This is a genomic window from Mesorhizobium sp. M0678 (assembly GCF_040320505.1).
Taxonomy (GTDB): Bacteria; Pseudomonadota; Alphaproteobacteria; order Rhizobiales; family Rhizobiaceae; genus Mesorhizobium.
In genome coordinates this window covers 114,969-134,155 of record NZ_JAMYPT010000006.1, presented here as the reverse complement: position 1 = coordinate 134,155, position 19,187 = coordinate 114,969, and the positions used below count along the sequence as shown (strand labels likewise).

The 19,187-nt window shown below is 63.6% G+C and carries 16 protein-coding genes; 7 read left to right on the top strand and 9 right to left on the bottom strand.

Features of this window, described 5'->3' with window-relative positions; all coding sequences use genetic code 11:
- Positions 1 to 24: 24 nt before the first annotated feature.
- From atpA to NKI29_RS13485, 4 genes are all read right to left on the bottom strand, one after another.
- Positions 25 to 1,554, bottom strand: a complete 1,530-nt coding sequence (gene atpA, locus NKI29_RS13500) for a F0F1 ATP synthase subunit alpha (protein ID WP_023678099.1) — start codon at positions 1,552 to 1,554, stop codon at positions 25 to 27.
- The gene (locus NKI29_RS13495) at positions 1,554 to 2,114 is read right to left on the bottom strand and encodes a F0F1 ATP synthase subunit delta (RefSeq protein ID WP_023678100.1); all 561 of its coding nucleotides are present in this window, start codon (positions 2,112 to 2,114) and stop codon (positions 1,554 to 1,556) included. The genes atpA and NKI29_RS13495 overlap by 1 nt, the downstream gene beginning before the upstream one ends.
- A 246-nt stretch (positions 2,115 to 2,360) precedes the next feature.
- Positions 2,361 to 2,756: an AGROH133_08824 family phage infection protein gene (locus NKI29_RS13490; protein ID WP_023678101.1), complete on the bottom strand. Its 396-nt coding sequence runs from the start codon at positions 2,754 to 2,756 to the stop codon at positions 2,361 to 2,363.
- A gap of 108 nt (positions 2,757 to 2,864) precedes the next feature.
- Positions 2,865 to 5,048 (bottom strand): primosomal protein N', encoded by a 2,184-nt coding sequence (locus tag NKI29_RS13485; protein ID WP_023678102.1) that lies wholly within the window; start codon positions 5,046 to 5,048, stop codon positions 2,865 to 2,867.
- Positions 5,049 to 5,138: 90 nt separating this feature from the next.
- On the opposite strand from NKI29_RS13485, the gene fsa reads away from it, so the two are divergent.
- Positions 5,139 to 5,792 carry a fructose-6-phosphate aldolase gene (fsa, locus tag NKI29_RS13480; RefSeq protein ID WP_023678103.1) on the top strand — a complete coding sequence of 218 codons (654 nt, stop codon included), beginning with the start codon at positions 5,139 to 5,141 and terminating at the stop codon, positions 5,790 to 5,792.
- A 69-nt stretch (positions 5,793 to 5,861) separates the two neighbouring features.
- Here the strand turns inward: fsa and NKI29_RS13475 are convergent, their stop codons facing one another.
- Positions 5,862 to 6,443: an LPS assembly lipoprotein LptE gene (locus NKI29_RS13475; RefSeq protein ID WP_023678104.1), complete on the bottom strand. Its 582-nt coding sequence runs from the start codon at positions 6,441 to 6,443 to the stop codon at positions 5,862 to 5,864.
- Positions 6,430 to 9,054, bottom strand: coding sequence for a leucine--tRNA ligase (gene leuS, locus NKI29_RS13470; protein WP_352796478.1), 2,625 nt, complete (start codon positions 9,052 to 9,054; stop codon positions 6,430 to 6,432). The genes NKI29_RS13475 and leuS overlap by 14 nt, the downstream gene beginning before the upstream one ends.
- A gap of 146 nt (positions 9,055 to 9,200) precedes the next feature.
- On the opposite strand from leuS, the gene NKI29_RS13465 reads away from it, so the two are divergent.
- Both NKI29_RS13465 and NKI29_RS13460 read left to right on the top strand, forming a co-directional pair.
- Positions 9,201 to 9,863: a YggS family pyridoxal phosphate-dependent enzyme gene (locus NKI29_RS13465; RefSeq protein WP_352724363.1), complete on the top strand. Its 663-nt coding sequence runs from the start codon at positions 9,201 to 9,203 to the stop codon at positions 9,861 to 9,863.
- A gap of 108 nt (positions 9,864 to 9,971) precedes the next feature.
- A complete protein-coding gene (locus NKI29_RS13460; protein WP_352624923.1) occupies positions 9,972 to 11,021 on the top strand; it encodes an aldo/keto reductase in 1,050 nt (349 codons plus the stop codon).
- 60 nt (positions 11,022 to 11,081) lie between these two features.
- Here the strand turns inward: NKI29_RS13460 and NKI29_RS13455 are convergent, their stop codons facing one another.
- The gene (locus tag NKI29_RS13455; RefSeq protein WP_352796475.1) at positions 11,082 to 11,990 is read right to left on the bottom strand and encodes a LysR family transcriptional regulator; all 909 of its coding nucleotides are present in this window, start codon (positions 11,988 to 11,990) and stop codon (positions 11,082 to 11,084) included.
- Positions 11,991 to 12,127: 137 nt separating this feature from the next.
- Between NKI29_RS13455 and NKI29_RS13450 the strand changes: the two genes are divergently transcribed.
- Both NKI29_RS13450 and NKI29_RS13445 read left to right on the top strand, forming a co-directional pair.
- Positions 12,128 to 13,309, top strand: a complete 1,182-nt coding sequence (locus NKI29_RS13450) for an MFS transporter (RefSeq protein WP_352569514.1) — start codon at positions 12,128 to 12,130, stop codon at positions 13,307 to 13,309.
- A 56-nt stretch (positions 13,310 to 13,365) separates the two neighbouring features.
- Entirely contained in the window at positions 13,366 to 14,400 is a 1,035-nt protein-coding gene (locus NKI29_RS13445; RefSeq protein WP_352796472.1) for an aldo/keto reductase, read from the top strand.
- Between the two features lie 45 nt (positions 14,401 to 14,445).
- Here the strand turns inward: NKI29_RS13445 and NKI29_RS13440 are convergent, their stop codons facing one another.
- Positions 14,446 to 14,718 (bottom strand): usg protein, encoded by a 273-nt coding sequence (locus NKI29_RS13440; protein ID WP_023678111.1) that lies wholly within the window; start codon positions 14,716 to 14,718, stop codon positions 14,446 to 14,448.
- 305 nt (positions 14,719 to 15,023) lie between these two features.
- On the opposite strand from NKI29_RS13440, the gene acs reads away from it, so the two are divergent.
- Both acs and NKI29_RS13430 read left to right on the top strand, forming a co-directional pair.
- Complete coding sequence (gene acs / locus NKI29_RS13435) at positions 15,024 to 16,979, top strand: acetate--CoA ligase (protein WP_023678112.1); 1,956 nt, start codon at positions 15,024 to 15,026, stop codon at positions 16,977 to 16,979.
- The gene (locus NKI29_RS13430) at positions 16,979 to 17,722 is read left to right on the top strand and encodes an MOSC domain-containing protein (RefSeq protein ID WP_023678113.1); all 744 of its coding nucleotides are present in this window, start codon (positions 16,979 to 16,981) and stop codon (positions 17,720 to 17,722) included. The genes acs and NKI29_RS13430 overlap by 1 nt, the downstream gene beginning before the upstream one ends.
- On the opposite strand, the gene NKI29_RS13425 is transcribed toward NKI29_RS13430, so the two are convergent.
- Complete coding sequence (locus NKI29_RS13425; protein ID WP_352796469.1) at positions 17,723 to 18,991, bottom strand: class I SAM-dependent methyltransferase; 1,269 nt, start codon at positions 18,989 to 18,991, stop codon at positions 17,723 to 17,725. It lies immediately after the preceding gene.
- Positions 18,992 to 19,187 lie beyond the last annotated feature (196 nt).

Sequence of the window (19,187 nt, the reverse complement as noted above, 5' to 3'; positions counted from 1 at the left end):
CAAACCTGATCCCGTCCGTCCTGCTCAAGCAAAGGTCTTGGCGAAGGCGTCGATTTCTGCCTTCAGCCTGGCGCGCAGATCGTCGGACAGCGCCTTCTCCTTGCGGATGCCGTCGAGCACGTCCTTGCCGGCCGAGCGCATATGCGACAGCAGACCATGCTCGAACTTGCCGACCTGGTTGACCGCCAGCTTGTCGAGATAGCCGTTGACGCCGGCGAAGATCACCGCGACCTGCTCCTCGACTTTGAGCGGCGAGAATTGCGGCTGCTTCAACAGCTCGGTCAGACGCGAGCCGCGGTTGAGCAGGCGTTGCGTGGCGGCGTCGAGATCGGAGCCGAACTGCGCGAAAGCAGCCATTTCGCGGTACTGCGCGAGCTCGCCCTTGATCGACCCGGCAACCTGCTTCATCGCCTTGATCTGCGCCGAGGAGCCGACGCGCGACACCGAAAGGCCGACATTGACCGCCGGGCGCACGCCCTGGAAGAACAGATTGGTTTCCAGGAAGATCTGGCCGTCGGTGATCGAGATGACGTTGGTCGGGATATAGGCCGACACGTCGTTGGCCTGCGTTTCGATGATCGGCAGCGCCGTCAGCGACCCACCGCCGTTTTCGTCATTGAGCTTGGCGGCGCGCTCGAGCAGGCGCGAGTGCAGGTAGAAAACGTCGCCGGGATAGGCTTCGCGGCCCGGCGGACGGCGCAGCAGCAGCGACATCTGGCGATAGGCGACGGCCTGCTTCGACAGGTCGTCGTAGCTGATCAGCGCGTGCATGCCGTTGTCACGGAAATATTCGCCCATGGTGCAGGCGGTGAACGGCGCCAGGAACTGCATTGGCGCCGGATCGGAGGCGGTCGCGGCGACGATGATCGAATAGTCGAGCGCGCCGCGCTCTTCCAGGACCTTGACGAACTGCGCCACCGTCGAGCGCTTCTGGCCGACGGCGACATAGACGCAGTACAGCTTTTCCTTCTCAGGGCCGTTGTCGTGCACCGATTTCTGGTTGAGCATGGTGTCGAGGATGATCGCGGTCTTGCCGGTCTGGCGGTCGCCGATGACCAGTTCGCGCTGGCCGCGGCCGACCGGGATCAGCGCGTCGATGGCCTTGAGGCCGGTCGACATCGGCTCGTTCACCGATTTGCGCGGGATGATGCCGGGCGCTTTGACGTCGACGCGCTTGCGTTCGGTGGCCTGGATCGGGCCTTTGCCATCAATCGGGTTGCCGAGCGCGTCGACGACGCGGCCGAGCAGGCCCATGCCGACGGGCGCATCGACGATGGCACCGGTGCGCTTGACGGTGTCGCCTTCCTTGATGTCGCGGTCGGCGCCGAAGATGACAACGCCGACATTGTCGGCTTCGAGGTTGAGCGCCATGCCGCGGATGCCGCCGGGGAACTCGACCATCTCGCCGGCCTGGACATTGTCGAGGCCGTAGACGCGGGCGATACCGTCACCGACGGACAGCACCTGGCCGACTTCGGAGACCTCGGCCTCCTTGCCGAAATTCTTGATCTGGTCTTTCAGAATTGCGGAAATTTCCGCGGCGCGGATGTCCATCAGCCGACCTCTTTCAGTGCAAGCTTGAGCGAATTGAGTTTGGTTTTGAGCGACGTATCGATCTGGCGCGAGCCGATCTTGACCACCAGTCCGCCGAGCAGCGACGGATCGACGGTGACCGTGATCGCCACATCCTTGCCGGCGACACTTTTCAGCGCTGCCTTCAGCTCGGTTTCCTGGGCAGGCGTCAGCGCATGCGCCGAGGTAACCTCGGCGGCGGTCTCGCCGCGGTGTTCGGCGGCGATCTGGCGGAACGCCTTGATCATGCCGGGCACGGCAAATAGCCGGCGATTCTGGGCAACGACGCGCAGGAAATTGCCGGTGAGGCCGGTGATCCCCGCTTTGTCGGCGATCGCGGCGATCGCCTTGGCCTGGTCCTCGCTGGAGAAGACAGGGCTCCTGATCAGCCGCGAAAGGTCAGCGCTGCCTTCGAGCATCGTTTCGAACCTATTGAGGTCGGCCTCGACGCTGGCGACCGAATTGGCCTGCAGCGCGAGTTCGAACAGCGAACCCGCATAGCGTTCTGCGACACCTGAGATTGGCGATGACGATTGGGCCACGGACCGTCTTTTCTCTTGTCTGACAGGCCGCAGATTGTTGGCGCGAGCAAAAACTCTGGCTAAATCTTTGACCTTACTGCATTTTTCCAAGCACGGAGGCGCGGCTTCCGCTATCCCCGGTCGAAAGTCGATTGCCGTCTAGCACAGGCATTTTCAGACCGCAATGCGTCGTCCGGCATGGTTTTCAGGCACTATTGTCGCATCCGCCGGCCGAGTTCAGCAACCAACCCCGGATTGATCCCTGATTCAGGGCAAAAAGCCGAAGGCGAAGGCCAGAGGCAGCGCCGCCAGCACCAGCTCGACGACGATGGATGCCCAGTTGAACGGCGTGTTGGCGCCGTCCGACATCATCGACAGCAGCCGGCCGAAGGCGGTGAACAGCCAGGAGAAGCCGAGCGCCATATAGAGCAGCGGCTGCGCCAGGAGGATGCAGCACAGGCTGAGGCCGAGATAGAAGCCCGACATCCGGCCGCGCCCCTCGGCGATCGCCGCTGCCTTCTCCGGTCTGACCTGCAGCCGCAGGATCCGGAAGGCCAATCCTGGCGCCAGGAACAGCAGCAGGCCGAACAGCAAGGTCACCACGGCGCTCGACCATGCCAGCCACTCGCCCTGGCTCATCGGCCACGGAAACGCAAATTCCATGTTGTCCCCTCGTAAATGGATATTCAAAATTTCGGGCATTCTAACGAAGCAAGAGACATACGCCAGATGGGCATCGGCAATTTACGGAAGCCTGTCCTCTGAGCCCCTTCACAAAAAGCTCTGCGGGTCGATGTCGACCTGGACTCGCACCGAGCCCCTTATCTTCGGTCCCTCGGCCAGCATGGTGCGAATGAACCCTTGCATGTCGGCGCGCCGTTCGCCCTGGATCAGCAGGCGAAAGCGATGGCGGCCGCCGATCAACGACAGCGGCGCCTCGGCCGGGCCGAGCACGAACAGGTCGCTGGCCTGCGGCGCGGCGCGACGCAGGCCACGGGCGTGCCCTTCGGCTTCGGCCCGTGTCGCCGCGCTGACGATGACGCCGGCGAGCCTGCCGAAGGGCGGCAGCCCCGCCCGCTCACGCTCGGCGATCTCGCGCTCGTAGAAGGCCTCGGCATCGCCTGAGACGATCGCGCGCATCACCGGGTGGTCGGGTTGGAAGGTCTGCAGCAGGCCGAGGCTTTTCTTGCCGGTGCGGCCGGCGCGGCCGGTCACCTGGCTGAGCAGTTGGAAGGTGCGCTCGGCGGCGCGCGGGTCGCCATTGGCAAGGCCGAGATCGGCATCGACCACACCGACCAGCGTCATGTTGGGGAAATTATGGCCCTTGGCGACGAGTTGTGTGCCGATGACGATGTCGGCCTCGCCATTGGCGATGGCTTCAAGCTCGAGCCGCAGCCGCCGCACGCCGCCCATCAGGTCGGACGACAAGACGATGGTGCGGGCATCGGGGAAATGCGCGACGACCTCCTCGGCGATGCGCTCGACGCCTGGCCCGCAGGCGACCAGATGATCGAGCGTGCCGCATTCCGGACAGGCTTCGGGCCGGCGTTCATTGTGCCCGCAGTGGTGGCAGACGAGCTGGCCGCGAAAGCGGTGCTCGACCAGCCAGGCCGAGCAGACCGGACAGCCGAAGCGGTGGCCGCAGACCCGGCAGAGCGTCAGCGGCGCATAGCCGCGCCGGTTGAGGAACAGCAGCGACTGTTCCTTTCTTTCCAGCGTCTGCCGTATATGGCCGAGCAGTACAGGCGACAGGAAGCCGCCGCGTGCCGGCGGCGCGCGGCGCATGTCGATCGTCTTGAGATCGGGAAGTGCCGCCTCGGCAAAGCGCGCCGAAAGCACCGCCCTGCTGTAGCGGCCCTGGCTGGCATTGACCCGGCTTTCGACCGACGGTGTCGCCGAGGCGAGCACGACCGGAAAGCCGCCGATATGGCTGCGCACCACGGCCATGTCGCGCGCGTTGTAAAAGACGCGATCCTCCTGCTTGTAGGCGGGATCGTGCTCTTCGTCGACGACGATCAGTCCAAGCTCCCTGAATGGCAGGAACAGCGCCGAGCGCGCGCCTGCGACGACCCGCACGCCGCCTTCCGCTACCTGCCGCCAGACCTTTTCGCGCATCCTTGGCGGCAGGTCCGAGTGCCACTCCGCCGGCTTGGCGCCGAACCGCTCCTGGAAGCGTTCGAGGAAGGCGTGGGTCAGCGCGATTTCCGGCAGCAGGATCAGCACCTGCTTGCCGCGATCGAGCGCGGCCGCGACCGCCTCGAAATAGACCTCCGTCTTGCCGGATCCGGTTACACCGTCGAGCAGGGTGACGCCGAATGTACCGGTCGCGACATTGGCGCGCAGCGTCTCGGCGGCATCGCTCTGGTCGGGCATCAGTGAAGGCACGGCGTAGCCGGGATCGGGTGCTGCGACCACCGGCCGCGGCGGGATCATCACCGTCTGGAATACGCCCTGCACCCGCAGCCCGTCCACCACCGTCGACGACACGCCTGCCGCATGCGCCAGGCCGGATCGCGTCCAGGCAAGTCCGCCTTCGGCCGTCTCCAGCACGCGCGTCCTCGCCTCCGTCATCCGGTCGGGCTTGGCGAACGTGCGCTGCAGCCCTTCGATCCACGGCTCCGGGTCGAACGCCTCCGGCGCCCTGAGCAGCATGCGCGCCACCATGCCGGGCGGCGACAGCGTGTACTGCGCCACCCAATCGACAAAACGCCGCATCGCGCGGTCGATCGGCGGGCAGTCGAAAACCTGCTCGATCGGCCGCAATTTCTTCGCGTCGACCTTTTCGACGGCGCCGTCCCAGACGATGCCGGCGACCTGGCGGGGCCCAAGCGGAACGCGCACGATCGAGCCCGGCACCACGCGCATGCCAGCCGGCACGGCATAGGTGTAGGGGCGCTCGGCGGGCATCGGCACCAGCACCGGTGCGGCCGCGACAAAGGGCGAATCTTCGATCATGAGGCGTGACCTTGCCCCGACTTTGGTCTAGATCAAAGTCCGACCCCAAATGTGCATGACGTGCACATGAAAAATCTTCAGGAGACCGCCATGAAATTTTTTGTCGACACCGCCGATGTCAAGGAAATCCGCGAGCTGAACGATTTGGGGCTGCTCGACGGCGTAACCACCAATCCGTCGCTGATCCTGAAATCCGGCGGCAAGATCGCCGACGTCACAAGAGAGATCTGCGAGATCGTCAAGGGCCCAGTCTCGGCCGAAGTCGTCGCCACCGAATACAAGGACATGATGGCGGAGGCCAAGATCCTGGCCAGGATCGCCGACAATGTCTGCATCAAGGTGCCGCTGACGCTCGACGGCCTGAGAGCCTGCAAGGACATCCGGTCGGACGGCCGCATGGTCAACGTCACGCTGTGCTTCTCGGCCACCCAGGCGCTGCTCGCCGCCAAGGCCGGCGCCTCCTTCATCTCGCCCTTCGTCGGCCGCATCGACGATAGCGGCTGGGACGGCATGGAGCTGATTGCCGATATCCGCACCATCTACGACAATTATGACTTCCAGACTGAAATCCTGACCGCTTCGGTGCGTACCGTGAACCATGTCAAGCAGGCGGCGCTGATCGGTGCCGATGTCATCACCGCGCCGCCGGCGACGCTCAAGGCGCTGGTCAAGCACCCGCTGACCGACAAGGGCCTGGAACTGTTCCTCGCCGACTGGGCAAAGACCGGGCAGAAGATCGGCTGAAGCGACTATCCTACGAACAAAAAAGCCGAGCAATCGGCCTTTTTTGCAGATTGCGCACTCTGGAAAGACCTAGCTTGCCGCCGGCTTGCCGTGCTTGATCAGATCCTGGGCAATCGACAGCCGCAGCACATCTGCCAGCTCGCGCGCCGCACGGTTCTCGGCGTCGATCTGGGCCCGGTATGACGCGAATTCCTGGCGCGGCCTGTCGTATGACGACGGAATCGAGCGCTTGCCCCTCGCTATGACCGTGCCCGTCTTGGCATCGCTGAGCACATAGTTGGCAGTCAGCGTCACAGTGCCGGCGGTCGGCTCGTCTTCGTCGGTCGTGACCTGCTCGATTGCCGCCGATTCGACGAGTTCGGAGACGCCGAGATCAAGCGAATAGACCGGCGAAGCCGGCTCGCCGGCGCCCTGGCCGAGCGCGAAGATCAAATTGTTGCGGACCTGCTGGGCGTAGCGGGTCTTGACCGGCTTGACCGAGATCGATGCCAGTTCGGCAGCAGCGCCGACCTGCGAGCCGGCGATCAGCGGCGCGCTCGAATAGAGCGGCCGCACCGTGCAGGCGGAAACCAGCGCCACCGAGGCGAGCAGCCCGCAAAGCACAACGCGGCGCAGCGTCAACTCTGTCTTTCGCGGATCAGGCAACGACATTGACGATCCTCTGCGGCACTATGATCACCTTGCGCGGCGCCTTACCTTCGAGCGCTTTCTGCACGAAGTCGAGAGCCAGAACCGCCTTTTCGACCGCACCTTGATCCGCGTCACGGGCAATTGTCAAATCGCCGCGTTTCTTGCCGTTGACCTGGACCGGCAGCACGATCTCGGCGTCGACGACAAGCGAGCGATCGTAATCCGGCCAGGGCCGTTCGGCGACAAGGTCGGTGCCGCCGAGCGTCTGCCAGCACTCCTCGGCCAGATGCGGCATGACCGGCGCGATCAGGTGCACCAGGATCTCGACGGCCTCACGGCAGGCCGCTTGCAGCGCCGGACCGGCCCTGCCCTCTGCCGCCTCGTTGAGCGGTACGGTCAAGGCATTGGCGAGCTCGTAGATGCGGGCGATGGCGCGGTTGAAGGCGAGCTTTTCGATATCCTCGCCGACCGACTTCAAGATCTTGTGCGCGGCCTTGGACACTGTCCCGGCCTCGCCGTCCTTCGCCGCCTCTGGCCGGACTCCGGCGAGCGATTCGGCAGCCGTCGACACCAGGCGCCAGATGCGCTGGATGAAGCGATGCGCGCCGGCCGCACCCTCGTCGGTCCATTCGACATCGCGCTCGGGCGGCGAGTCCGACAGCATGAACCAGCGCGCCGTATCGGCGCCGTAGCCGTCGGTGATCTCTTCCGGACTCACCGTATTCTTCTTCGACTTCGACATTTTTTCGAGCGGACCGATCACCGCCTCTTCGCCGGTGGCGATTTCGAAGGCGCGGCGCTTGCCGTCGGCGTCTTCCAGCCTGACCTCGCTAGGCGCAAGCCAGCGGCCGTTCGAGGCGCCGCCAACCCGATAGGTCTCGTGCACCACCATGCCTTGCGTGAACAGGCCCCTGAACGGCTCGGCGAGATCGACATGGCCGGTCTCGCGCATGGCGCGGGTGAAAAAGCGCGAATAGAGCAAATGCAGGATCGCATGCTCAATGCCGCCAATATACTGGTCGACCGGCAGCCATTCAGTCGCGGCCTTGGGATCGGTCGGATCGTTTGCCCACGGCGCGGTGAAGCGAGCGAAATACCAAGAAGAATCGACAAATGTGTCCATCGTGTCGGTTTCGCGCCGCGCATCCTTGCCGCAACGCGGGCATTTGACGTGCCGCCATGTCGGATGGCGATCGAGCGGATTGCCCGGCCGGTCGAACTCGATGTCGTCCGGCAGCTTGACCGGCAGGTCGGCCTTCGGCACCGGCACCACGCCGCAATCCTCGCAATGGATCATCGGGATCGGGCAGCCCCAATAGCGCTGGCGCGAAATGCCCCAGTCGCGCAGGCGGAAATTCACCTTGCGCTCGGCCATCGGCCGGTTGCCGATGGTCCTTTGTTCCAGCAGCTTCGCCACCTCGTCGAATGCCTGATCCGGCTTCATGCCGTCGAGGAAGCGCGAATTGATCATCGCGCCATCATCGACATAAGCCTCGTCGATGACCTGGAAGCTTCCTTGATTCTCGCCTTCCGGCATCACCACCGGAATGACCGGAAGGCCGTATCTGTTGGCGAAGTCGAGGTCGCGCTGGTCATGTGCCGGGCAGCCGAAGATGGCGCCGGTGCCATAGTCCATCAGCACGAAATTGGCGACGTAGACGGGTAGCGTCCACCTCTCGTCAAACGGATGGACGACGCGAATGCCGGTATCGAAACCCTTCTTCTCGGCCGTCTCCAAGGCCGCCGCCGAAGTGCCCATATGGCGGACCTCGTCGATGAACTTTGCCAGTGCCGGATTGTCTTCGGCGGCCTTTTTGGCCAGCGGATGGTCGGCCGCAATCGCCATGAAGGAGGCGCCGAAGATGGTGTCAGGCCTGGTCGTATAGACTTCGAGCTCATGCTCGCCGGCGGCTGGCTTGGCCAGCGGCCAGCGGATCAGCAGCCCTTCTGAACGGCCGATCCAGTTCGCCTGCATCAGCTTCACTTTTTCCGGCCAGTCATCGAGTTGGTCGAGCGAATCCAGCAGATCCTGCGCGTAATCGGTGATCTTGAAGAACCACTGCGTCAGCTCGCGCTGTTCCACCAGCGCGCCTGAGCGCCAGCCGCGTCCGTCGATGACCTGCTCGTTGGCAAGCACCGTCATGTCCTCCGGATCCCAGTTGACCTTGGAGGATTTGCGCGTCACCAGCCCCTTCTCGACGAAATCGAGGAACAGCATCTGCTGGCGGTGATAGTAGTCGACATCGCAGGTGGCGAACTCGCGCGCCCAATCGAGCGACAGGCCCATGACCTTGAGCTGCTCGCGCATGGCGGCAATGTTCTGATAGGTCCAGTCCTTGGGATGGACCTTGTTCTGCATCGCCGCGTTTTCGGCTGGCATGCCAAAGGCGTCCCAGCCCATCGGGTGCAGCACGTTGAAGCCCTTGGCCCGCTTGTAGCGCGCCACCACGTCGCCCATCGTATAGTTGCGGGTATGGCCGATATGGATGCGCCCCGACGGATACGGGAACATCTCCAGCACGTAGTATTTCGGGCGCGGGTCGTCATTGTCGGCTTCGAACAGCTTCTTGGCGTCCCAGGCGTTCTGCCATTTGGGCTCTGACGCGCGCGGATTGTATCGTTCGGTTGCCATCGGGTGTTTTTCACTTAAAAGCATGCACGAGCCGCCGGACAATGCCCGGGCGGCTCAGGAAATGTCGTCGCGGTGTTCACCATGGATTGCCGGACCCGTCAACTGCGGCGATCCGGCGAAAAGCCAAACACAGGCAGGATATAGGCATGGCGAGCGCCGTCGAACAGCTTTTCACGGTCAAGGCAAGGATCGCTGCCGCCGAGCGCGAGGCAGGCCGTAAGGCCGGAGCGGTGACGCTGGTCGCAGTCTCAAAAACCTTCGACGCCGCCGATATCCGCCCGATTATCGAGGCCGGCCAGCGCGTCTTCGGCGAAAACCGCGTCCAGGAAGCACAAGCCAAATGGCCGGTGCTGAAGGAGGCATTTTCCGACATCGAGCTGCATCTGATCGGTCCGCTGCAATCGAACAAGGCCAAGGAAGCGGTGGCATTGTTCGACGTCATCGAAACCGTCGACCGTGAAAAGATCGCCGCAGAGCTGGCCAAGGAGATCGCCAGGCAAGGCCGGTCACCAAGGCTGTATGTCCAGGTCAACACGGGCTCCGAGCCGCAAAAGGCCGGCATCGAGCCGCGCGAGGCCGTCGCCTTCGTGGCCCGTTGCCGCTCGGTTCACGCCCTCGCCATCGAAGGGCTGATGTGCATTCCGCCGGCCGACGAGAACCCCGGTCCGCATTTCGCGCTGCTGGAAAAGCTTGGGCTCGAGGCCGGCGTCGACAAGCTCTCCATGGGCATGTCCGGCGACTACGAAACCGCGATCGCCTTCGGCGCGACCAGTGTCAGGGTTGGATCGGCGATTTTCGGCGCCAGATGAGGCGCAGCCGGCCTTAGGCCACAGGCTGACATTGACTAAGCCAGCGTATAGAAACGGAACGTTTCGTTCCTATATGGGTCGAGTTATCTCAACCCGTCTGGAGCCACCATGCGTTACAATCAACTTGGAAATACGGGCATGTTCGTCTCCGAACTTTGCCTCGGCACGATGACGTTCGGCGCGGCCGGCGAGAATGCCCAATGGGGCCTGATCGCCAGCCTCGACCAGAAGGGCGTCGACGAGATCGTTGCCCGCTCGCTCGCCGCCGGCGTCAATTTCTTCGACACGGCGGATGTCTATTCCTTCGGCGCCTCGGAACGGCTTCTCGGCCAGTCGCTCAGGAATCTTGGCGTCAACCGACAGGACGTGATCATCGCCACCAAGGTCCATGGCGCCATGGGCGGGGGCCCGAACCAGCGTGGTTCCTCGCGCGGCCACATCATGGATTCGGTCGAAGGCAGCCTTGAGCGGCTGCAGCTCGATCACATCGATCTCTACCAGCTGCACGGCACCGACACGGTGACGCCGATCGACGAAACGCTGCGGGCGCTCGACGACCTGGTTGCCGCCGGCAAGGTCCGCTATGTCGGCGTCTCGAACTGGCAGGCTTGGCGCATCGCCAAGGCGCTGGGTATTGCCGAGCGCAAGGGATTTGCCCGCTTCGAGACCGTGCAGTCGTACTACTCGATCGCCGGCCGCGATCTCGAGCGCGAAATCGTGCCGCTGCTCAACGAGGAGAAGCTCGGGCTGATGGTCTGGTCGCCGATGGCTGGCGGCCTGCTCTCCGGCAAATACGGACCGGGCGCCCCCGGCAATGGCGAGGGCCGTCGCGCCAGCTTCAATTTCCCGCCGGTCAATGAGGACCGTGCCTGGGCAGCAGTCGCCGTCATGCGCGAGATCGCCGCCAAGCACGGCGTCAGCGTCGCCACGGTGGCGCTCGGCTATGTGCTGGCCAAGCCGTTCGTGATGAGCGTCATCATCGGCGCCAGCCGCATGGAGCAGCTGGAACAGAACCTTGCAGCCACCGAGTTGAAGCTCGATGCCGATGATCTCGTTCGCCTCGACGAAGTCAGTGCCCTGCCCGCCGAATACCCCGGCTGGATGGTGGAACGTCAGGCTGCGGGCCGGCGTCCGGCGCCCTTTGTGCCGAAAACGTAACTCAAACTCACCTTCGATTCGATGCTTCGGGAGCCGGCAGGCTCCCGATCTTTTTTGGGCTCAGGTCAGCCGGACAGTCTCGACCAAAAAGTCCAAAAACGCCCGCACCCGCGCCGGCAGATGCTTGCCTTGGCCGACATAGACGGCGTGGGTGAGTTCCTCGTCGCCGGGGTTGAACTCTTCCAGCAGCGGCAGAAGCCGGCCGGCGGCAATGTCGGCCTCCACATGCCAGCGTGCCAGCCGGGCGATGCCCGCCCCCGAGAGCGCCATCAGCCGCATCGCCTCGCCGTCGCTGACCAGCGTATTTCCGATGATCGACAGGGTGATCGGCTTGCCGGCCGCGTCGATAAAAGGCCAGCCCTCGAGGTGACGTACGAAACGGAAGCCCATCCGGTTGTAACGATCGAGATCGGCGGACTCCTTGGGCGTGCCACGCGCTTCGAGATACGATGGCGCCGCAACGACGACCACCCGGCTCTGCCCGAGCTTGCGCGCCACCAGCCGTGATTCGCCGAGCGGCCCGGCGCGGATGGCGACGTCAGCGCGCTCCTCCATCAGGTCGATGACATCGTCAGTCAACACCAGATCGACCGAGATTTCGGGGTAGCGCTCTAGAAAACGCGGCAAAAGCGGGATCAGCCGGTGCTGCCCGAAAGGCACATAGCTGCTGATCCGCAGCCGGCCACGCGGCGCGGCACCCGCCGCTGCCTCGCGCTCGGCCGCCGCCATGTCGGCCAGGACGCGCACGCCGCTGTCGAAGAACGCCGCCCCCTCCGGCGTCAGTTGCAGCTTGCGCGTCGAACGGCTGACCAGCCGCGCACCAAGCCGCGCCTCCAGCCGCGCGATCAGCTTGCTCACCGCCGACGGCGTCATCCGCAACGCACGGGCAGCGGCTGAAAAGCTGCCCGCCTCGACGACGCGGACGAACACTTCGATCTCGCCGGAGCGATTGATGTCGGGCCTGGCCATTGGTGAATTTATTTCACAGACGATGTGCCCGATGCAAGGCTGGTTCACAGCACATCGCGGCACGATCTTCCGGATCGGGGCGTGGGAGGACACGGCGCCCGTCGTCAAAACTGGTCGTCATCGAAGTGGGAACCGCCATGCCCCTTGCTCTTTACGCTCTTGCCGCCGGTGCGTTCGGCATCGGCGTCACCGAATTCGTCATCATGGGCCTGCTGCTCGACGTCAGCACCGATCTCGACGTCTCGATCTCGGCTGCCGGCCAGCTGATTTCCGGCTATGCGCTGGGCGTTGTCATCGGCGCGCCGCTGCTGACGATCGCAACCGGCCGTTGGCCGCGCAAAACCGTGCTTCTGGCGCTGATGGCGATCTTCACGCTGGGCAACCTCGCTTGTGCGCTTGCCCCAGACTACTGGACGCTGATGGGTGCGCGCGTACTGACCGCCTTCGCCCACGGCACCTTCTTCGGCGTCGGCTCGGTCGTGGCGACCGGACTGGTGGCGCCCAACAAGAAAGCCTCGGCGATCGCCCTGATGTTCACCGGCCTGACCATCGCCAACATCCTCGGCGTGCCCTTCGGCACATGGCTCGGCCAAGCCTTCGGCTGGCGCGCGACCTTCTGGGCGGTGACCCTGGTCGGCATCGCCGCCTTTACCATCATTCTGCTGCTGGTGCCGGGCAGCCGAACAGAGCCTGAGAAGAGCAATTTGCGCGCCGATCTCGCCGTGCTCGGCCGCACGCCGGTCCTGCTTGGCTTTGCTACCACCGTGCTTGGCTATGCCGGCGTCTTCGCCGTCTTCACCTACATCGCCCCGTTGCTGACCGAGATCACCGGTTTTGATGAAGCAGCGGTGTCGCCGATCCTGCTGGTCTTCGGCGGCGGCCTCATTGCCGGCAACCTCGCCGGCGGCAAGTTCGCCGACCGCTGGTTGGTACCGTCCGTTCTCGGCAGTCTCGTCGTCCTGGCGATGGTGCTCGGCACCATGACCTTCGCCCTGCACAGCCAGGTCATGGCCGTTATCTATGTCGGCCTGCTCGGCGCCGCCGCCTTCGCCACCGTCGCGCCGCTACAGTTATGGGTGTTGCAGAAGGCACAAGGCGCCGGCCAGAGCCTCGCCTCATCCTTCAACATCGCCGCCTTCAACCTCGGCAATGCTGCCGGCGCCTGGCTCGGCGGCGTGGTCATCGCCCATGGTCCCGGCCTCGATGCCGTCACCTGGGTCGCGGCCCTGTTGCCGCTTTCAGCGCTTGCCGTGGCGGCGTTTGCGCTGCGCCTCGACCGAGATCCTGTCCTCGCCACACCGGAAATCGCGCGGTCATAGAACGGCAAACCTCAACCAATCTTTGAAACAGCCATCCTTCCACAAGGAGCAAACCCATGGATTATCGAAATCTTGGCGCATCAGGCCTGAAGGTCCCGGCGCTCTCGTTCGGCGCTGGAACCTTCGGCGGTTCAGGCCCGCTGTTCGGCGCCTGGGGCAACAGCGATGCGACGGAAGCACGGCGGCTGGTCGACATCTGCCTTGAGGCCGGCGTCAACCTGTTCGACACCGCCGACGTCTATTCGAATGGCGCTTCCGAACAAGTGCTCGGCGCTGCCATCAAGGGCCGCCGCGACGCCGTGCTGATCTCGACCAAGACCTCGCTGCCGATGGGTGACGGTCCCAACGATGCCGGATCGTCACGTTCACGCCTGATCAAGGCCGTCGAAGACGCGCTGGGGCGCCTTGGCACCGACTACATCGACCTGCTGCAACTGCACGCCTTCGACGCAGCAACACCGATCGAGGAGGTGCTGTCGACACTGGACAGTCTCGTGCGCGCCGGCAAACTGCGTTATGTCGGCGTCTCCAATTTTTCCGGCTGGCAAGTGATGAAATCGCTCGGCCTGGCGGGCAGATACGGCTATCCCCGATACGTCGCCCATCAGGTCTATTACTCGCTGGTCGGACGCGACTATGAATGGGAGTTGATGCCGCTCGGCCTCGACCAGGGTGTCGGTGCGCTGGTGTGGAGCCCGCTCGGCTGGGGCCGCCTGACCGGCAAGATCCGCCGTGGCCAGAAGCTGCCTGAGAAAAGCCGGCTGCACGACACGGCAAGCTTCGGACCGCCCGTCGAGGATGAGCATCTCTATCGGGTCGTCGACGCGCTTGATGTTGTCGCCGAGGAAACCGGCAAGACCATACCGCAGATCGCCATCAATTGGCTGCTGCAGCGGCCGACCGTCGCCTCCGTCATCGTCGGCGCGCGCAACGAGGAGCAGTTGCGCCAGAATCTCGGCGCCGTCGGCTGGTCGTTGACAGCCGAGCAGATGAAGAAGCTCGACACGGCAAGTGAGGTCACCGCACCCTATCCGTATTTTCCCTATCGCCGGCAGGAGGGTTTTGCCGGGCTGAACCCGCCCGCAGTCTGACGCTCCAAAAGCTGGGCGGCGGCTCCCAGGCTGCCGCCCGCCCGGCTAATGCAGAACGAACTCGCCGTCGACCTTGCGCCATTCGTTCGGCGCGATCAGCTTCTGGTGCGTGTAGCTGACCGAATGCAGCGGGCCTTCGAGCTTGGCCTTCCAGAACTCGATGAAACGGATCAGCACGGGAAATTTCGGGGCGATGTCGTAATCCTGCCAGATGAAGCTCTGCAGCAGATGCGGATGATCTGGAAAGTGATAAAGAATCTTGGCCGTGGTCAAGCCATAGCCCTTGAGCATCAGGTCCATTTCGGAATGGTCGCGCATTGCGGTCCCCTGGTTGATTCTCCTTCCTCCCAGGCTGAAATTGTGCACCCCATTTGCTTAATCGTCTATTGATATTTCTATGATCGAACCAGATTACTTCCGCAAAAACATGCGCTTAGCAGCCGACTCACGAGAGTGCTGACACCGCCTGGTAAGGCGCCTGCGGCATCCCGCCGCGCGAATCCAACGTCTAATGTTGCCGTCGCGGCCGAACTGTTAATAATGCGCGCGAATTCGCGGCCGCATCGCTGCGATCCTGCCGGCGGTCAAGCCGGCGGTTTGGTTTTGGGGAGGAAGGCGAAGAAATGTCCGATGTTCATGTCCATCGCGTCCAGCCGGCGTGGAAGAAGAACGCGCTGATTGACAATGACACCTACCTGAAATGGTACGCCGACAGCGTCAAGAACCCGGACAAGTTCTGGGGCAAGCACGGCAAGCGCATCGACTGGTTCAAGCCGTACAGCAAGGTCAAGAACACGTCCTTCGACGGCCAGGTCTCAATCAAATGGTTCGAGGATGGCCAGACCAACGTTTCCTGGAACTGCATCGACCGGCATCTGAAGAAGCGCGGCGAACAGACCGCCATCATCTGGGAAGGCGACAATCCCTACGACGACAGGAAGATCACCTATAACGAGCTTTACGCGCATGTCTGCCGCCTCGCCAATGTGATGAAAAAGCACGGCGTCAAGAAGGGCGACCGCGTAACCATCTACATGCCGATGATCCCGGAGGCCGCTTATGCGATGCTCGCCTGCACGCGCATCGGCGCCATTCATTCGGTCGTCTTCGGCGGCTTTTCGCCGGATGCGCTGGCCGGACGCATCGATGACTGCAAGTCGACCTTCGTCATCACCGCCGACGAAGGCCTGCGCGGCGGCAAGCCGATCCCGCTAAAGGAGAACACGGACAAGGCGATCGAGATCGCCGCCAAGGCCGGAACGAAAGTCGAAAAGGTCTTGGTAGTGCGCCGCACTGGCGGCAAGACCGGCTGGGCCGCCGGGCGCGACGTCTGGTACCACGACGAGGTCGCGACGGTTAAGGCCGAATGCAAGCCCGAGAAGATGAACGCCGAGGACCCGTTGTTCATCCTCTACACATCCGGCTCGACCGGCAAGCCGAAAGGTGTGCTGCACACCACCGCCGGCTATCTCGTCTATGTCTCGATGACCCACCAATATGTCTTCGACTATCATGACGGCGATATCTACTGGTGCACCGCCGATGTCGGCTGGGTCACCGGCCACAGCTACATCGTCTACGGGCCGCTCGCCAACGGCGCCACCACGCTGATGTTCGAAGGCGTGCCGAACTACCCGTCGCAGTCGCGTTTCTGGGACGTGATCGACAAGCACAAGGTCAACATCTTCTACACGGCGCCGACGGCGTTGCGCGCGCTGATGGGCGCCGGCGATGCCCATGTCACCAAAACGTCGCGCAAGTCGCTGCGCGTGCTCGGCACCGTCGGTGAGCCGATCAATCCGGAAGCCTGGGAGTGGTATTTCAACGTCGTAGGCAACGGCAAGGTGCCGATCGTCGATACCTGGTGGCAGACCGAGACCGGCGGCATCATGATCACGCCGGTTCCGGGCGCCACCCACCTCAAGGCGGGTTCAGCGACGCGGCCCTTCTTTGGCGTCAAGCCGCAGCTGGTCGATACCGACGGCAAGGTGCTCGAAGGCGAAGCCAGCGGCAATCTTTGTATTGCCGACTCATGGCCGGGCCAGACGCGCACCGTCTATGGCGATCACGACCGCTTCGTGCAGACCTATTTCTCGACCTACAAGGGCAGATACTTCACCGGCGACGGCTGCCGCCGCGATGCTGACGGCTACTACTGGATCACCGGCCGCGTCGACGACGTCATCAACGTCTCCGGCCACCGCATGGGCACCGCCGAGGTCGAATCGGCGCTGGTTTCGCATGAGAAGGTCTCGGAGGCCGCCGTCGTCGGCTACCCGCACGATATCAAGGGCCAGGGCATCTACTGCTATGTCACGCTGATGGCCGGCGAAACGCCAAGCGAGGAATTGCGCCAGGAACTCGTCGCCCATGTCCGCAAGGAGATCGGCGCCATCGCTTCGCCCGACAAGATCCAGTTCGCGCCCGGCCTGCCGAAGACCCGTTCCGGCAAGATCATGCGACGCATCCTGCGCAAGATCGCCGAGGATGATTTTGCCGCGCTCGGCGATACCTCGACGCTGGCCGATCCGGCGGTCGTCGACGACCTTATCGCCAACCGGCAAAACAAGAAGGGCTGATGCAACCCGCATTGGGCGCCGTCACCGAGCTTTGGCGCTATCCCGCGAGCTCGCTCGCCGGCGAGTTTCAGCAGGCGATCTCCGTCGACCGGCATACCGTCGAAGGCGACCGCCTGTTTGGTCTTGTCGATACCTCGACCGATGAAATCGCACGGCCCGACCGCGAAGCGAAATGGCACAAGGTGCCCCGCATCCGCACCCGGCTGTCGCAGGCCGGCAGGCTGGAGGTCGCCATCCCCGACGGACGCTGGCTTTCGGCACCTGGCGCGCAAAGTGATCGCGCCATTTGCGCCTATCTCGGCTTTGCGGCTTCCATCCGGCCGTTCCGTCGGGAAAATGCGGCTCCGGATTACGCCGGCCCTCTGCTGACGGAACGCTACGTCAAAGCCCCTATTCATCTGCTGACCACCGCCTCACTGGCGCGTTTGAAAGTGCTGCATCCAAAGGGCACCGCCGACGCGCGCCGCTTCCGCCCCAACATCGTCGTCGATGTGCCGGAGGTCGAGGGGTCGTTCCCCGAGACGGAATGGATCGGGCGCAAGCTGGCGATCGGCGACCTGCTCCTGACCATCTCCGAGCCGTGCCGCCGCTGCGGCTTCACCATCATTGGCCAGGACGGGTTCGACCACGACCCGGCAATCCTGCGCAGCCTGGTCCGCCACAACGCCCATAACCTCGGCGTCTACTGCACCGTCGATCGACCGGCCCGCGTCGAGATCGGCGCCACGATGCGCCTCCTGTAGCTATCGGTACAAATCCGCCCGCGTCGGCGGCAGGCCGCTCGGCCCACGCGCGCGCCTTGTGGCGACGGTCTGGAAAACCTGCGCCGAGGCGCGTTCGAAGGTAATCGAGCAGCCGGTGAGATAAAGCAGCCAGAGCCGCGCCTTGGCTTCGCCGACCTCGGCGATAGCTTCGTCGAAGCGTGCGTGGAGGCGCTCGGCCCATAGCCTGCAGGTGCGCGCATAGTGCTCGCGCAAATTTTCGACGTCGTAGACGAGGAAGCCGTTGGCCTCGAGATTGCCGAGCGTCATGCCGATCGTGTCGAGTTCGCCGCCCGGAAAAATGTATTTGATCAGCGCCTTGAATTCCGGCCCCTTGCGCAGCGTCTTCTTCAAGCTGCCCTTGTCGCGCCGGGTGATGGCGTGGTGCAGATAGATGCCGCCCGGCTTGAGCAGGCGATGGATCCTCGAGAAATAGGCCGCATGGTTGGCAAGCCCCAGATGCTCGAACATGCCGATCGACGAGATCTTGTCGAAGGAGCCGGACAGCTCGGCATAGGACTTTATCTCGATGGTGATGCGGTCCTCCAGCCCCTCGGCGCGGATGCGTTCACGGGCGAGCTCGGTCTGTGCTTCCGATAGCGAAACGCCGTGGCCGACGACGCCATAATTCTTCACCGCATGGATGAGCATCGCTCCCCAGCCGCAGCCGATGTCGAGCAATCTATCGCCGGGCTTCAGCCGAAGCTTGCGGCAGATATGGTCGAGCTTGTCTCTCTGGGCCTGATCGATATCGTTGGCGAAATCCTTGAAGTAGCCGCAGCTATAGACCATGCGCTCGTCGAGGAAGAGCCGGTAGAATGCGTTGGAAATGTCGTAATGATGCTCGATCGCCTCCTTGCTCGAACCGCTGACGAAAGGATTGCGGCCGGAAAGATCGGTTCGCGTCGTCATCTGTTTTCGCGAAAACAGCACCGCCGGCAGGTCGCGCAGGATCGCCAGCTTCGGCAATGTCTTGAGCTTCGTCCTGAGCTTGCCGTGCGTGGGCAAGGCGTAGAAATCGAACAGCGATCCGTCTTCGACGTCGACCGCCTTGGCAATCCACATCTCGATCAGCGTCGATAAAGAGGGCCGACGTACGATCTGCCAGACGATGTCCTGGTCGTTGATGGTGAGCACCGGGCCGGCAGCCGGGCCGATCCGCTCGCCTGTCCACAGCCTCACCGCAAAACCCGGCTTCAGCGTCTCGATGACCGTCCGAACAATCCGGGCCGCTCTCTCGGCTGCCTCCATCCCGTCCTCCCTTACCCGGCAAAATAGTGGCCCGGAACAATAGCGGCTCGATCTTGCCTGCCCGATCGGCCGGCCGCAAGCCGCCCGAGTGCACAAGCAGGCTTGTTCAGGATTTTCGGGTGCCGCGCCTTGCCATTTGCCGGATGACACCCCATCATGAGGGAGTGTTCAACAAATCGAAAGGAGGTGATCCGAT